The 14,841-nt window shown below is 71.9% G+C and carries 13 protein-coding genes; 6 read left to right on the forward strand and 7 right to left on the reverse strand.

Annotated features, from left to right (window positions below):
* Window positions 1-255 precede the first annotated feature (255 nt).
* The 3 genes from ACFE8Y_RS16940 to ACFE8Y_RS16950 all read left to right on the forward strand — a co-directional run bounded on the left by ACFE8Y_RS16940 (window position 256) and on the right by ACFE8Y_RS16950 (window position 2,778).
* On the forward strand, window positions 256-1,299 hold the full coding sequence (locus ACFE8Y_RS16940) for an aldo/keto reductase (RefSeq protein ID WP_375465552.1): 1,044 nt from the start codon (window positions 256-258) through the stop codon (window positions 1,297-1,299).
* 193 nt (window positions 1,300-1,492) lie between these two features.
* Entirely contained in the window at window positions 1,493-1,864 is a 372-nt protein-coding gene (locus tag ACFE8Y_RS16945; RefSeq protein ID WP_375465553.1) for a ComEA family DNA-binding protein, read from the forward strand.
* Between the two features lie 641 nt (window positions 1,865-2,505).
* Window positions 2,506-2,778, forward strand: coding sequence for a hypothetical protein (locus ACFE8Y_RS16950; RefSeq protein ID WP_375465554.1), 273 nt, complete (start codon window positions 2,506-2,508; stop codon window positions 2,776-2,778).
* A gap of 65 nt (window positions 2,779-2,843) precedes the next feature.
* On the opposite strand, the gene ACFE8Y_RS16955 is transcribed toward ACFE8Y_RS16950, so the two are convergent.
* The 7 genes from ACFE8Y_RS16955 to ACFE8Y_RS16985 form a co-directional block, all read right to left on the reverse strand.
* Window positions 2,844-3,899, reverse strand: coding sequence for a BMP family ABC transporter substrate-binding protein (locus ACFE8Y_RS16955; RefSeq protein WP_375465555.1), 1,056 nt, complete (start codon window positions 3,897-3,899; stop codon window positions 2,844-2,846).
* 163 nt (window positions 3,900-4,062) lie between these two features.
* Window positions 4,063-4,296: a hypothetical protein gene (locus tag ACFE8Y_RS16960; RefSeq protein ID WP_375465556.1), complete on the reverse strand. Its 234-nt coding sequence runs from the start codon at window positions 4,294-4,296 to the stop codon at window positions 4,063-4,065.
* Between the two features lie 143 nt (window positions 4,297-4,439).
* On the reverse strand, window positions 4,440-5,366 hold the full coding sequence (locus ACFE8Y_RS16965; protein WP_375465557.1) for an ABC transporter permease: 927 nt from the start codon (window positions 5,364-5,366) through the stop codon (window positions 4,440-4,442).
* Window positions 5,363-6,439, reverse strand: coding sequence for an ABC transporter permease (locus ACFE8Y_RS16970; protein ID WP_375465558.1), 1,077 nt, complete (start codon window positions 6,437-6,439; stop codon window positions 5,363-5,365). Before ACFE8Y_RS16970 ends, ACFE8Y_RS16965 begins: the two co-directional genes overlap by 4 nt.
* The gene (locus tag ACFE8Y_RS16975; RefSeq protein ID WP_375465559.1) at window positions 6,429-8,054 is read right to left on the reverse strand and encodes an ABC transporter ATP-binding protein; all 1,626 of its coding nucleotides are present in this window, start codon (window positions 8,052-8,054) and stop codon (window positions 6,429-6,431) included. The genes ACFE8Y_RS16970 and ACFE8Y_RS16975 overlap by 11 nt, the downstream gene beginning before the upstream one ends.
* Window position 8,055: 1 nt before the next feature.
* Window positions 8,056-9,417 carry an 8-oxoguanine deaminase gene (locus tag ACFE8Y_RS16980; protein ID WP_375465560.1) on the reverse strand — a complete coding sequence of 454 codons (1,362 nt, stop codon included), beginning with the start codon at window positions 9,415-9,417 and terminating at the stop codon, window positions 8,056-8,058.
* Window positions 9,418-9,789: 372 nt separating this feature from the next.
* The gene (locus tag ACFE8Y_RS16985; RefSeq protein WP_375465561.1) at window positions 9,790-10,791 is read right to left on the reverse strand and encodes a hypothetical protein; all 1,002 of its coding nucleotides are present in this window, start codon (window positions 10,789-10,791) and stop codon (window positions 9,790-9,792) included.
* Window positions 10,792-11,237: 446 nt separating this feature from the next.
* On the opposite strand from ACFE8Y_RS16985, the gene ACFE8Y_RS16990 reads away from it, so the two are divergent.
* From ACFE8Y_RS16990 to ACFE8Y_RS17000, 3 genes are all read left to right on the forward strand, one after another.
* Entirely contained in the window at window positions 11,238-11,987 is a 750-nt protein-coding gene (locus tag ACFE8Y_RS16990) for a GntR family transcriptional regulator (RefSeq protein WP_375465562.1), read from the forward strand.
* A gap of 175 nt (window positions 11,988-12,162) precedes the next feature.
* Window positions 12,163-12,837: a cysteine hydrolase family protein gene (locus ACFE8Y_RS16995; protein WP_375465563.1), complete on the forward strand. Its 675-nt coding sequence runs from the start codon at window positions 12,163-12,165 to the stop codon at window positions 12,835-12,837.
* Between the two features lie 41 nt (window positions 12,838-12,878).
* Window positions 12,879-14,498, forward strand: coding sequence for a regulator (locus ACFE8Y_RS17000; RefSeq protein ID WP_375465564.1), 1,620 nt, complete (start codon window positions 12,879-12,881; stop codon window positions 14,496-14,498).
* The last annotated feature ends 343 nt before the right edge of the window (window positions 14,499-14,841 follow it).

A 14,841-nucleotide genomic window follows, 5' to 3' on the forward strand; every position in this document is an offset into this window, starting at 1 on the left:
AGGACCTGTGCCTGACGGCAGGCGCGGCGATCGAGGCCGGCGGCGTGCCGCCCGCGCCCGTCGACCCGGCGTGAGCCAGCCCTATCTGACCTGAAAGGTCGGCGCGGCCGGCACGGGCGCAGGTCCCCTCTTCCGTTTGGGAGTAGGGACAGGGTGAGGGATGAGAACTCACCGGATACGGCACGCCCCTCACCCCAGCCCTCTCCCCCTGGGAGAGGGAGCCCGTCGCGGGTGCCGCCCCCTCAGGAGACCACGATGCGCCAGAACACGCTCGGCCGGACCGGCCTCTTCGTCTCGGAACTCTGCCTCGGGACGATGACCTTCGGCGGCGGCGAGGGCATGTGGCGCCAGATCGGCGCGCTCCAGCAGGCGGACGCCGAGCGCCTCGTCGGCCGCGCCCTGGACGCCGGCATCAATGTCATCGACACGGCCGACGTCTACGCGGAGGGCCTGTCGGAGCAGATCACCGGTCAGGCCCTGAAAAACCTCAAGGTGCTGCGCGAGAACGTGGTGGTCGCGACCAAGGCCTACGGGCCGACCGGCCCCGGTGCGAATGCGCGCGGCAACTCGCGCCTGCACCTCATCGACGCCTGCAAGGCCAGCCTCAGGCGCCTCCAGCTCGACCACATCGACCTCTACCAGATCCACGGCTTCGATCCGGCCACGCCCATCGAGGAGACGGTGCGGGCGCTCGACACCCTCGTGCAGCACGGCCACGTCCGCTACGTCGGCGTCTCGAACTGGGCGGCGTGGCAGATCGTGAAGGCGCTCGGGGTCTCGGAGCGCGAGGGGCTGGCCCGCTTCGAGAGCCTGCAGGCCTACTACACGCTCGCCGGCCGAGACTTGGAGCGCGAGATCGTGCCGATGCTCACGAGCGAGCGCCTCGGCCTGATGGTCTGGAGCCCGCTCGCCGGCGGTCTCCTCAGCGGCAAGTACGCGAGCGCGGGTGCTGAGGGCCGCCGCGCCACCTTCGACTTCCCGCCGGTGGAGCGCACGCGCGCCGAGTCCTGCCTCGACGCGATGCGCCCGATGGCCGAGTCCCGCGGCGTCTCGATCGCGCAGATCGCGCTGGCGTGGCTGCTGCACCGGCGCGTGGTGACGAGCATCATCGTCGGCGCCAAGCGCCTCGACCAGCTCGACGACAACATCGCGGCCACGAACGTCGAACTGAGCGAGCCGGAACTCGACGTCCTCGACGCCATCAGCGTGCTGCCGCGGGAGTACCCGGGCTGGATGTTCGCGCAGCAGGGCGCACGGGCGAAGCAGTTGGCGGAGGCGGGCCGCAAGAACGCGCGGTGAGGCCGCCGCGGAGACGGCCTCATCCTCGGTCGCTAGGCTCGCGTTGGTGGTGTCCCGGCTTGAGATCGCGGTCGGATTCAGATGTCCGCTGCCCGTCGAGGCCGCAGCGTTAAGCCGGGGTTCAACCGGCGCCGCGCACACCAGCCCGCGTCGGTCCCGGGCACCGGGCCGTCGTTCCTTCGGGAGAACCGCCATGGCCTCGTCCCCCACCGCCGCCGTCCTGCGCGTGCTCGCCGTCCTGTCCGGCCTCGTCGCCGCGCCCGCCCTCGCGCAGGCGCCCGCGCCCTCGACCCCGACGAGCCCGGCTCCGCGGGCGCCGGCCGCGCCGACGAAGCCCACGGCTCCCGTCGCCGGGCCGCCGAACGCCGCCAGGGGCGCCCTCATCGACCTCAACAGCGCCACGACGGCCGAGCTCGACGCGCTGCCGGGCATCGGCGCCGCCCGCGCGGCCGCGATCGTCAAGGGCCGCCCCTACAAGGGCAAGGACGAGTTGGTTCAGAAGAAAATCCTGCCGCAATCGGTCTACGACGGTATCAAGGACAAGGTCATCGCCAAGCAGAAGTGATCGCCCGAGGGACCGGCGCACGGCCTTCAACAGGGACTTGGGCCGCTCAATCGTCCGCGACGGGCCGGGCGCCCTCGCCGGGATGCGGCTCCATGGCCGGGGACGGCGCGGCCGGCGCCCGGCCGGTGTCATCCCGTTGGAGGCGGGGCGGATCGACGCCGGCGGGGGCGCACGGTCCGGCATGGCGACGGTACGATCGCCGCATCCCGCAGGGTGCGGCCCAGGGCATGGTTCTTGCTAAGCTTCAGCCTGCGCCGCAGGTCGGCCGGCGCCAGGAACGTCTCGAATGCGTGCAGGCATCCCAGGTCACGGCAAGCCAAATTCCGGCAAGATTTTACGACCCGTCGCGGTTTGGCTCGTTGCCGCCTGCGTGCTCGGCGCGGGCTCGCTGGCCATGGCTCCGCCAGCCCGCGCGCAAGGCACGCTGACCGCGCCCGCGGGCGAGCCGCGGGCGACCGCCCCCGGCGGCCTGAGCGGCAGGGCCGTGCGCTCGCGCCGCTTCCATGCCCGACACGGATCGCGCCCCGCCCGGATGCACCGGCGGCACTGATCCTCCGGGACCTTCCGAGCGTCCTGTCGAAGCGGCAGCGCTTCGACCGGCCCGCGACGGCATTTCCTCCCAATCTCGATAGGACGTGATCATGCGAATGACGACAGCGGCCGTACTCCTGTGCGGCGTCCTCGGCCTGTCCGGTGCGGCATCGGCGCAATCATCGACGGGCGCGCCGGCCGGGCGCGACCCGGCGACCGCCCCCGGCGGCACCGAGGGCCTCGCGGGCCCGCGCAACGAGGCGGACGCGATCCGCAACGGCGATGCGATTCCCGTCGCACCCGGCCGCGGCGGCACCGAAGTCGACACGGCCGCCCCCGCGGCGGACCCGGTGGACCGGGCGCCGCCCCCGTCCCGGCCCTGATCGACGCGACGCGCTTTTAAGACGGCATCGCCCCGCGCGAAGGTGCGCGGGGCGATGCCGTGCCTCTACTGCGTCAGCTTGTCGTCGATGCCCTTCACGTACCAGTTCATGCCGAGGATCATCGGGTCCGGCGCGGTCTCGCCCGCCTTCACCGCGACGGTCCCGTCCTGCTTCGTCACCGGCCCGTCGAAGGGGCGGACCTTGCCCGCGGCGATGTCGGCCTTGGTCGCCTCAGCCATGGCCTTCACGTCGGCGGGCATGTTGGTGAAGGGCGCCAGCACGACCATGCCGTCCTTGATGCCGCCCCAGGTGTCGTGGCTCTTCCACGAGCCGTCCAGGACGGCCTTGGCCTCGCCGATCACGTAGCCGTTCCAGTCGTCGACGATCGAGGTGAGCTGGGCCTTCGGGGCGAAGCGGAACTGGTCGGAGGACTGGCCGAAGGCGAGCTTGCCGGCCTTCTCCGCCTCCTGCAGCGGTGCGGCGGAGTCGGTGTGCTGGGTCAGGATGTCGGCGCCCTGCGCCAGCAGCGCCTTGGCGGCTTCCGCCTCCTTGCCGGGATCGAACCACGTGTTCACCCAGACGACCTTGACCTTGATGTTCGGGTTGACCGACTGGGCGCCGAGCATGAAGGCGTTGATGCCGCTGACCACCTCGGGGATCGGGAACGAGGCGATGTAGCCGACGGTGCCCTTCGACAGCTTGCCGGCGATCTTCCCGCAGACGTAGCGGCCCTCGTAGAAGCGGGCGGAGTAGGTGGCGAGGTTGTCCGCGCGCTTGTAGCCGGTGGCGTGCTCGAACTTCACCTTCGGGAACTTCTTGGCGACCTTCAGGGTCGGCTCCATGAAGCCGAACGAGGTGGTGAAGATCAGCCCGACGCCGGAGCGGGCGAGCTTCTCGATCGCGCGCTCGCTGTCGGCCTCCGGCACGTTCTCGAGGAAGGTGGTCTCGACCTTGCCGGGCATCGCCTCGGCCAGCGCCTTGCGGCTGAGGTCGTGCTGGTAGGAGTAGCCGTAATCGGCCACCGGGCCGACGTAGACGAAGCCGACCTTCAGCTTGTCGGCCGCCTGGGCCGGTCCGATCGCGAGGGCCGCACCCAGGAGCGCGCCGCGGACGAAGCGCATCGATGTCATCATTCTCAATCCACCTTTGTCGTCAGCCAAAAACCGTTGTCCCGGCGCGCCGCCGCGTTCCCCAGCCGTCGGGGCCGGACGGGAACGGAGATCGACCGCTTCCGTCCGCCTATCCCTGCGCCGAACCGCGCGATCCGGGCCGCGAACGCCGTCCTCAGCCCCGCGGGATCGGGCGGCCGCGGCAGGCGGCCCGATACTGCTGGCGGCTGATGCCCTTCATGTGCCGGTCGTCCGCCGACATCGTGCAGACCTTCTTGCGGTCCGCCTTGCTCAGCCCGTTGAGGCCGCTGCCCGGGACGTCGCTGCCCGCAGGCGCGCTGTAGGACTGCGCCGAGGCCGCGCCCGTGAGGAAGGCCAGACCCACCAAGCCTGCAAGAACCTGACGCATTCCATCCTCCTCCGCCGTGCCCGGGCCAAGCAACAAACAGACCACGAGCCTCGACGCGGCGCTCCGCGAGCCCGTCCGCGCGGAGCCGTGCCCGCCGTTGCGGAGCCGTGACGGGCCGCGGGTCCGCGGGCGGCACCGAAGGCCTACCGGCTCGGCGTGAAGTCGCGCCCGAGCGCGGCGGGCGCCAGCGAACCGCCCCGGCGGCGCCCCAGGGAGAGCAGGACCAGGGCGAGGATCGTGGCGAGGTAGGGCACCGCCGAGAGCGCCTGCCCCGGCAGGCCGAGGCTGGCGGCCTGGGCGTGGAGCTGGAGCACGGTGGTGCCCCCGAACAGCAGCGCGCCGGCGGCGACCCGCAAGGGACGCCAGGAGGCGAAGACCACGAGGGCCAGCGCGATCCAGCCGCGCCCCGCCGTCATCCCGGGCGACCAGAACGGCGTGTAGGCGAGCGACAGGTAGGCGCCGGCGAGCCCGGCGCAGGCGCCCCCGAACAGGACGCTGAGGACGCGCACCCGGCGCACCGGGAGCCCGAGGGCGTGCGTCGCCGTGTGGTCGTCGCCGATCGCGCGTAGCGTCAGGCCCGCACGGGTGCGCCACAGGAACCACGACACCCCGGCGACCAGCGCCACCGCCGCGTAGACGAAGGCGTCCTGGCCGAAGAGGAGCCGGCCGACGCCCGGCAGGTCGGAGAGGACCGGCAGGTGGAGGGCGGGCGCCGGGTCGCGCTTCATCCCGACGTAGGAGACGCCGACGAGGCCGGACAGGCCGAGGCCGAGGATGGTCAGCGCGAGGCCCGAGGCGACTTGGTTCGCAGCCAGGCCGATCGTCAGCAGGCCGAACAGCGCCGACAGGGCCAAGCCCGCACCGGCCCCCCCGAGCGCGCCGAGCAGCGTCGAGCCGGTCTCCACGGCGACCGCGAAGCCGGCGGCGGCGCCGAGCACCATCATGCCCTCGACCCCGAGGTTGAGCACGCCGGAGCGCTCGGCCATGAGTTCACCGATGGCGGCCAGGATCAGGGGCGTCGAGGCCGTCAGCACCGTGACCAGCACCATCTGGACGACGTCGAGGGTCATCGGGCGCCCCCCGGCACGAGGCGGACGTGGAAGCGGGCGAGGATGTCGGCCCCGAGGACGAGGCCGAGGAGCAGGCCCTGGAAGGCGCGGGTGAGGTCCAGCGGCAGCTTCAGGTCGACCTGCGCGCCCTCGCCCCCGATCGTGGTGAGCGCGATCACCAGGGACGCGGCGAGGATGCCCGGCGGCGAGAGGCGGCCGAGGAAGGCGACGATGATCGCGGTGAAGCCGTAGCCCGGCGAGATCGTCGGCTGGAGCTGGCCGAGCCGGCCCGCCACCTCGCCGATGCCCGCCAGCCCCGCGGCGGCGCCGGAGATCGCGAAGGCGGCCAGCGTCAGGCGGGCGTCGCTGAAGCCGGCAAACCGCGCGGCGCGCGGGCTCTCGCCCACCACCCGCACCTCGAAGCCGAACAGCGTGCGGGCGAGCACGACCGTGGCGAGCACGACGGCGAGGACGGCGATCAGCACGCCGGCGTGCAGGCTCTCGCCCGCCATCAGGGCGGGCAGGCGGGCGGCCTCGTCGAAGGCGACGCTCTGCGGGAAGTTGTAGCCCGCGGGATCGCGCAAGGGGCCGCGCGCCATGTAGTCGAGCAGCAGTTCGGCGACGTAGACGAGCATCAGGCTCGTCAGGATCTCCGAGACGCCGAGCTGGACCTTCAGGATCGCGGGGATCATCGCGTAGGCGAGGCCGGCGAGCGTGCCCGCCAGCAGCATCGCCGGCAGGACCCAGAAGGTGGCGCCCTCGGTGCCGTGCGTCGCGACCGCGACCCATCCGCCGGCGAGGCCGCCGACGACGAACTGGCCCTCGGCCCCGATGTTCCACAGGCTCGCCCGGTAGCAGAAGGCGAGGCCGGTCGCGATCAGCGCGAGGGGCGCGGCCTTCAGCGCCACCTCCTGGAGGGACCACGACTCGCTCAAGGGAGCGACGAAGTAGGTGACGAAGGCGGCGGCCGGCGACACGCCGAGCGCCGCCACGGTGATGCCGCCGATCAGGATCGCGGCGGCGAAGGCGAGCGCTGGCGACAACGCCGCCAGGATGGCCGAGCGTTGCGCCCGGGGGACGAGGTCAAGGCGCACGGAGCGATCCTTGCGCGGACGCCGCGGCGGGGCGGGGCGGTGCCGCGTGGACCGGGGGCAGCGGCGCGACCGGGGCGGGCTCGGCCGCGCCGCCCATCAGCAGGCCGACGGCCTCGCGGGTGGTGTCGCCGGTCGGCCGCGCGGGCGAGAGGGTGCCCGCGTGCAGGACCGCGATCGACCCCGCGATCTCGAACAGCTCGTCGAGGTCCTGGCTGATCACGAGGAGCGCGGCGCCGCGGGCGGCGAGGTCGATCAGCGCCTGCCGGATGGCGGCCGCGGCGGAGGCGTCGACGCCCCAGGTCGGCTGGTTGACCACGAGCACGCCGGGCTCGGCGAGGATCTCCCGCCCGATCACGAACTTCTGCAGGTTGCCCCCCGACAGGGTGCCCGCCGCCGGGTCGGGGCCGGCCTTGCGCACGTCGAAGGCCGCGATCACCCGGGCGGCCAGCGCGCGGGCCGCGCGCCGCCGGATGAGGCCGAACCGGGTGAGCCGGGCGGTCCCGTGCCGCGAGAGGATCGCGTTCTCCGACAGGCTCATGCCCGGGGCCGCCGCGTGGCCGTTGCGCTCCTCGGGCACGAAGGCCGCGCCGAGGCGGCGCCGGGCGTTGATGCCGAGGTGGCCGACCGCCCGGCCGTCGATCCGCACGCAGGCCGCCTCCGGCGCGCGGCCCTCGCCGGACAGCGCGGCGAACAGCTCGGCCTGCCCGTTGCCGGCGATGCCGGCGATGCCGAAGATCTCGCCGCCCGCGACGGTAAGCGAGATGTCGCGCAGCGGCGTGGCGTGCAGGCCGGGGGCGGGCAGGGCGAGCCGGTCGAGCCGCAGGCGCTCCCGCGTCGTGGCGCGGCCCGCTTGCGCCCGCACCGCGCCCACCTGCGCGCCGACCATCAGCGCCGCGAGCGAGCGGGCGGTCTCCCGGCGCGGGTCGCAGGCGGCCACGACTCGGCCGCCGCGCAGGATGGTGGCGCGGGCGCACAGGCGGCGCACCTCGTCGAGCCGGTGCGAGATGTAGAGCAGCGCCCGGTTCTCGTCGCGCAGGCGCTCGAGCACGGCAAACAGCGTCTCCGCCTCGCCGGGGGTGAGCACCGAGGTGGGCTCGTCGAGGATGACGAGGCTCGGGTCCTGGAGGAGGCAGCGCACGATCTCGATGCGCTGGCGCTCGCCGGCCGAGAGCGACCAGACCGGCCGCGCCGGATCGAGGTGGAGGCCGTAGGTCGCCCCGAGCGCGGCGATGCGCTCGGCGAGCGCCCGGCCGGAGAGCGTCTTGGGCATGACGAGGGCGATGTTCTCGGCCACCGTCAGGTTCTCGCACAGCGAGAAGTGCTGGAGCACCATGCCGATGCCGAGGCGCCGCGCCGCCTCCGGGCTGGCGAGCCGCACGACCCGGCCCCGGTGGGTGACGACGCCCTCGGTCGGCTCCAGCAGGCCGTAGAGGATCTTCATCAGGGTCGACTTGCCGGCCCCGTTCTCGCCCAGGAGCGCGTGGATCTCGCCGGCGCGGATCTCCAGGTCGATGCCGTCGTTGGCCGTGAAGGCGCCGAAGCGCTTGACGATGCCGTAGGCGCCAAACAGCGGCGCCGGCCCGTCCGCGGTGCGGGGCGGGGGCGCCGCGGCCATCTCAGGGGCCGCCGAACAGGCGCTTGGCCATCGCCGTGTGGTCCTCGCGCAGGCGCCCCGTGTCGATGCCCAGCGGCTGCCCGTCGATCACGCGCCACGTGCCGGCGACCATCACCCGGTCGGCGCGATGGGCCCCGCAGAGCACGAGGGCGGCCAGCGGATCGTGGGCGCCGGAGAAGCGCAGCTCGTCGAGGGTGAAGAGCGCCAGATCCGCCTCCCGCCCCGGCTCGATCCGGCCGATGTCGGCGCGCCCGAGGCAGGCGGCCGACCCCTCCGTCGCCCAGCGCAGGGCGTCGAGGTGCGTGACGCGCTCCGCCCCGTAGGTCAGGCGGTTGAGCATCAGGGCGTGGCGCACGCCCTCCATCAGGTTCGAGCTGTCGTTGGAGGCCGAGCCATCGACCCCTAAGCCCACGGGCGAGCCCGCCGCCTCCAGTTCGCAGGTGCGGCAGCGGCCGGACGCCAGCGTCATGTTCGAGGTCGGGCAGTGGCACACCCCGACCCCGGCGCGCCCGAGGCGGGCCACCTCCCCGTCGTCGAAGTGGATGCCGTGCGCGAGCCACGTGCGCGGGCCCATCCAGCCGACCTCTTCGAGGTAGTCGACCGGGCGCTGGCCGAACAGCGCGAGGCAGTAGGCATCCTCGTCCAGCGTCTCGCCGAGGTGGGTGTGGAGGCGGCAATCGTGGATGTCGGCGAGCCGCGCGCTCTCGCGCATCAGGCGCTTGGTGACGTTGAAGGGCGAGCACGGGGCCAGCCCGATCTGCACCATCGCGCCGGGCGCCGTGTCGTGGAACAGGGCCAGCACCCGCTCGCTGTCTTCGAGAATGGTGTCGTCGTCCTGCACGAGGCTCTCGGGCGGCAGGCCGCCGTCCTTCTCCGACAGGCTCATCGAGCCGCGGGTGACGAAGGCGCGGATGCCCAAGGCTCGCGCCTCCTCGACCTGGATGTCGACGGAGGCCTCCAGGCCCTTGGGGAACAGGTAGTGGTGGTCGCCCGCCGTGGTGCAGCCCGAGAGCAGGAGTTCGGTGTAGGCCAGCCGCGTCGCCAGCCGGAACGCCTCAGGGGTGAGCTTGTCCCAGACGGTGTAGAGCGCCTTCAGCCACGGAAACAGGGGCTTGTTGATGGCCAGCGGATGGGCGCGGGTCAGGGTCTGGAAGACGTGGTGGTGGGTGTTGACGAGGCCGGGGATGACCACGTGGCGCGACGCGTCGAAGGTCGCGTCCACGGCGGCCATGGGCGCGGCGCCCGCGGCGACGCGCTCGACGATGCGGCTGCCCGCGACGACGATGCCGCCGCCGGCCTCCTCGGCGAGGATCGCCAGCGGATCGCGAATCCAGAGGCGGCCCGTCGCGCCGGCTTGCGTCATTCCAGCCTCGTTGCCAGCCTCGTTGCCGTGGCAGGGGCCCGCCGACGTTGCCGGCGGGCCCGTCCGGGTTCTCTAGAGCCGCGCCCGATCGCGTTGCAATCGGTCGTGGCTCTCAGTCGTTGTTCCGTCGCGCTCTCTGCCGAACCGGCGTCCACTTCGGCGGAGAGCGCTCTAGAGCCGTACCCGATCGCGTTGCAATCGGGTACGGCTCTCAGTCCTTGTTTTGGCGCGCTCTCTTTCGCCGCACCGGCGTCCACTTCGGCGGAGAGCGCTCTAGAGCAGTTTCGGTTCGCTCGCGCTCACCGCCCTTGCTCTAAGCCTGCGTGTGGTCGCGGTGTCCTCACGCAAACCGCGCACACGCCTCTTGATGCTCTAGAAGATGTGGAAGGCGAAGCCGGCCAGGAAGCTCTTCTCCTCGGTGCCCTTGAAGGTCGCGGTCTCCCCGTTGCCGAACTTGTTCAGCCAGTACTGGAAGCCGATGAAGACGTCGACCCGGTTGGGCTGATCGTAGATCAGCTTGCCCAGGTCGAGGACGAGGTTGGTGCGCGACAAGAATTCGAGCTGCCGCGGGGGGTTGAACAGGAAGTCGCCCGCGTACTGCACGCCGCGGCCCTTGGGCAGCACGATGTTGTTGAAGCCGGCGAGGCTCAGCGGCAGGCCGGTGAAGGTCAGGGGGAAGTTGTAGACCACCTCGAACTCGGGGACCACGTCGAAGCTCTGGTCGCGGTCCGGCTGGAGGTTGAAGCCGTTGCGGTTCCACTCCTTGTAGGCGTGGACGGCGAGGTTCAGGAAGCCCGCCGGCACGTCGAAGGCGAAGTTCAGGCCGCCGACGACGTCGCGCTTCTTCGATCCGAACGCGTCGTTCTGCGAGTTCGCGTCGAACCCGAAGGAGAGCGACACGTCCTTGATGATGCCCGCGTACGTGAAGGCCTTGGTGTTGGTCAGGGCGTTGAAGCTCAGCGTTCCGCGGTAGAGGCCGTAGGCCTCCGTGTTGCCGTAGTCCGCGAAGAAGGGCGCGGCGATGCTCCCCGGCGGGTTGGTGGTGCCGGCCGGTGCCTGAGACCCGGACTTCAGGATGTCGAGGGTGAAGAAGTTCGTGCCGTAGGCCCACGCATCCGCGTGCGAGATGTTGATGATGTTCTTGGGGAACTCGCGGCTGCGGAAGGTGCCGTTGGGCTGGAGGATCTGCACGCCCGGCGAGAGCGCGTCCATCTGATAGCGATAGCTGATCTGAGTGTCGGCGAAGAGGAAGAACGGAGCTTCCTTCACCGCCGGCGCTTCCGGCTTCTTCTTCAACGCATCGAGATCGGCGGCAATGCCGCTCGCGATCATCCCGAGCGACAGTGCCGCTGCGGCAAGTCCTCGTGCAAACATCGTCGTTCTCCCCACTTCGCTGCCCATTCGCGAAATACACTGCGAGGGCAGCAACCGATATGCCATCGGCAGCGTTGGGAGCGTGGTCGGCCGGCGCCGTCACAAATAAGCAACATTCCTGTCCGAGGCATGGAGCAGAGTTCAGGCGCCGCCTCGGAACTGATCCTGTATCGGCCCGGTCGAAGACGCGCGAGAACGGCCGAACGCGGGCGAATACGCAGGATCGCGCCCGCAACATGGGCGCACATCTGCTTCTTCCGCCATCATTCTGCGCAGCCCTTGACCATGATGCCGGATCGGCTGCACGCCGATGATCCTGCGCGCTCGTCGGCGTCCGGGCCGGGTCGCGCGGGGATCGCGGCCATTGCGAAGGCGGAGGAACTGCCCTTAATCGCTCCGGCGGCGGACGCGACGCGCCCACCGCGTTGCCGGGAAACGAGACCAGCGTGCCAGCGTCCCAGACCCGCGCCGAGATCCTGTCCGACGCGATCGCCAACGCCATCCTGTCGGGCGACTTCGCGCCTGGAACGCACCTCGACGAGCAGATCCTCGCCAAGCGCTTCGGCGTCTCGCGCACGCCGGTGCGCGATGCCCTGCGCCTCCTCAACGGCACCGGCCTGATCGACCTGCGGCCCCGCGTCGGCGCGACCGTCCGGACGATCACGGCCGACGAACTCGACAGGCTGTTCATCGCGATGGGGGAGGTCGAGGCCTCGTGCGCGCGGCTCGCGACCCTGAGCATGACATCGGCCGAGCGCGACCGGCTGCGGAGCCTGCACGAGCGGATGGGCCTGATGGCGCAGGCGCAGGCCCGCGAGGCCTACGTCGTCGCGAACCAGGACTTCCACGGCCTGCTCTACGAGGGCGCGCAGAACGCGGTGATCGAGGAGATCGCGCGCAACCTGCGCCGGCGCCTGACGCCGTACCGGAAGGCCCAGTTCCAGGCCCCCGGACGGCTGGCCCGCTCGCACGCCGAGCACGGCCTCGTGGTGCGCGCCGTGCTCGCCCGCGACGCGGCCGCGGCCAACGCCGCGATGCTCGTGCACATGAGCGTCGTGGAGGATGCGTTCGAGACGTTCGATGCCGACGGCGCGGCCGACCGCGCGGCGGCGGGCGAGCGGGCGCGGGACCGGCGCCGGGGCGGCGCGCCGGCTCGGCAGGCGGCGGTCGCCGGGCCGGCACGTCCGCGACGCTGAACGCGATCGGGCCCGCCGCACCGGGAACGCGGCACTTCCTGCATACATGAGCGGCAAGTTCTGCCGGAACTTTGCCCACGGAAGTGCATGGTTTGATCGTGCATTTCCGCATCCATGCATACATCATCGATCCGATTCGAGGGGTCGGAGCGCCGATCCCGCAGAGGGTCAGCGCATGTCCGTCCTCCTCGAAGCCGAGCCGTCGCCGCTGACGATCGACCTTGCGACCACGGCGCTCGTCATCATCGACATGCAGCGCGACTTCCTCGAACCCGGCGGCTTCGGCGCGAGCCTCGGCAACGACGTGTCGCTGCTCGCCGCCGCGGTTCCGCCGACCCGGGCGCTGCTCGCCGCGGCGCGCGCGGCCGGCATCCTCGTCGTGCATACACGGGAGGGCCACAGGCCGGACCTGTCCGACGCGCCGCCGGCCAAGCTGGAGCGCGGCGCGCCGACGGCGCGGATCGGCGAACCGGGGCCGATGGGCCGCATCCTGATCCGCGGCGAGCCCGGGCACGACATCGTCCCGGCGCTCAGGCCCCAGGCCGGCGAGCCGGTCATCGACAAGCCGGGCAAGGGCGCCTTCTACGCGACCGACCTCGCCGAGATCCTCGAAGCGCGCGCCATCGCCACCCTGCTGGTCTGCGGCGTCACCACCGAGGTCTGCGTGCACACCACCGTGCGCGAGGCCAACGACCGCGGCTACCGCTGCGTCGTCGTCTCCGACGCCTGCGGCTCGTACATCCCCGCGTTCCACGCCGCCGGCCTCGCGATGATCAAGGCGCAGGGCGGCATCTTCGGCTGGGTCACCGAGTCCGGCGCGGCGACCGCCGCCCTGGGGCACCGACCCTGACGCCCTTCCTCAGCCCGCGCCCCGTCCACCCGGAGATCCCCATGGCCCGCACGTCCCCCTCCGCAGCCGGCGGCTCCGGCCCGCGCCCGAGCGGCCTGCCCGCGCCCGGCAGGCCCCTGCTCTGGGTGCCGGGCGACTGGAACGCCTTCTTCGGCTTCGGCACCAACATCCTCGTCAACATGCTGGTGCTGACGGGACTGCTGCGCTTCGTCCTCGGGATGCCGGACGCGATCACCTTCGGGCGCATCCTGCCCGCGGTCGGCCTGATGCTGTGCCTCTCGACGGCCTATTACGGCTGGCTCGGCTACCGGCTCGCGCAGGCCACAGGCCGGGACGACGTCTGCGCGCTGCCCTCGGGGATCAGCGTGCCGCACATGTTCATCGTCGTGTTCGTGATCATGCTGCCGATCAAGCTCGCGACCGGCGATCCGGTGAAGGGCTGGGAGGCCGGGCTCGCCTGGGTGTTCATCCAGAGCTTCATCCTGATGATCGGCGGGTTCGTCGCCCCCGCGATCCGGCGCATCACCCCGCGCGCGGCGCTGCTGGGCACGCTGGCCGGCGTCTCGGTCACCTTCATCGCGATGCGGCCGGCGCTGGAACTGATCCAGACGCCGGTGATCGGCGTCGTCGCCCTCGCCATCATCCTGCTCGCGTGGTTCGGGGGGGTGCGCTATCCCGGGCGCCTGCCGGCCGGCCTCGTCGCGATCCTGTTCGGGATGGCGGTGGCCTGGGGGGCCAAGCTGTTCGGCCTCGACATCGGCGGGGTGAGCGGACCGGGCTTGGCGGCCGCGCTCGGCGGCATCGGCTTCTCCGTGCCGCTCCCGGCGGTGGGCCACGTCTTCGGCGGGTTCGACTACGTCGGGATCATCCTGGTGACCGCGATCCCCTTCGGCATCTACGACCTCGTCGAGGCCATCGACAACGTCGAGAGCGCGGAGGTCGCGGGCGACCCCTATCCCACCACCCGCGTGCTCACCGCCGACGGCGTCGTCAGCCTGATCGGCTGCCTGATGGGCAACCCCTTCATCAACGCGGTCTACATCGGCCATCCCGGGTGGAAGGCGATGGGCGGGCGGATCGGCTACTCGCTGGCCACCGGCGTCGTCGTGCTGCTGCTGGCGTCGCTGAACCTGATCGCGCTGCTCTCCAGCCTCGTGCCCGTGGTCGCGATCTCGCCGATCCTGCTCTACATCGGCATGCTGATCGGGGCGCAGGCGTTCCAGGAGACGCCGCACAGCCACGCCCCGGCGATCGTGCTGGCCTTCACGCCGCATCTGGCCGCGTGGGCGAAGACCCTGATCGACGGGGCGCTGGGCGCGGCCGGCACCAGCGCCGCGACGGTCGGGCTGGACAAGCTCGGCCAAGTCGGCGTGCTCTACCACGGGCTGGAGGTGCTGGGCGAAGGCTCGATCCTCGGCGGCCTGATCCTCGGCGCGGTCGCGGCCTTCATCATCGAGCGGGATTTCCTGCGGGCCTCGGCCTTCGCGGCGGCGGGCGGCGTGCTCACCTTCTTCGGCTTCATGCACGGGCCGGCGGTGGGCTTGGCCGTCACGCCGACCCTCGCGCTCGCCTACGGGCTGGTCGCCGGACTCCTGTACGTCGCCGCCCGCGGCGTCCCGGCGCCGGCCCTGGCCCGGCCGATGCAGGCGCCGGCCGAGTAGCGGGGCCGTCCGAAGGCGGAGGGAGGTTTTCGCGGCCCGATGCCCCGCCGCGCGGCAGAACCTGCCTTGCGGGATAATACGGTTTCTGGTTGATCTGTTGGGTCGCGGGCCTTCCCGCCCCCCTCTGCGGGGGAGGGTGGCCCTCGCGTGAGCGAGGGTCGGGAAAGGGGAGCGCGCTGTCCGGAAAACGCGCTCCCCTTACTCGACTTAGCTCGCGGGCCACCCTCTCCCGCAGAGGGGCGAGGGAAGGGACGCGCGGATGACAGGACGCCCCCGAACCGATCACCTGGAAACCGTACAAATCACGCGGCGATCACCGCGCACCGTCTTTTCTATTTTCTCG

This window comes from uncultured Methylobacterium sp. (genome assembly GCF_964242245.1).
Taxonomy (GTDB): Bacteria; Pseudomonadota; Alphaproteobacteria; order Rhizobiales; family Beijerinckiaceae; genus Methylobacterium.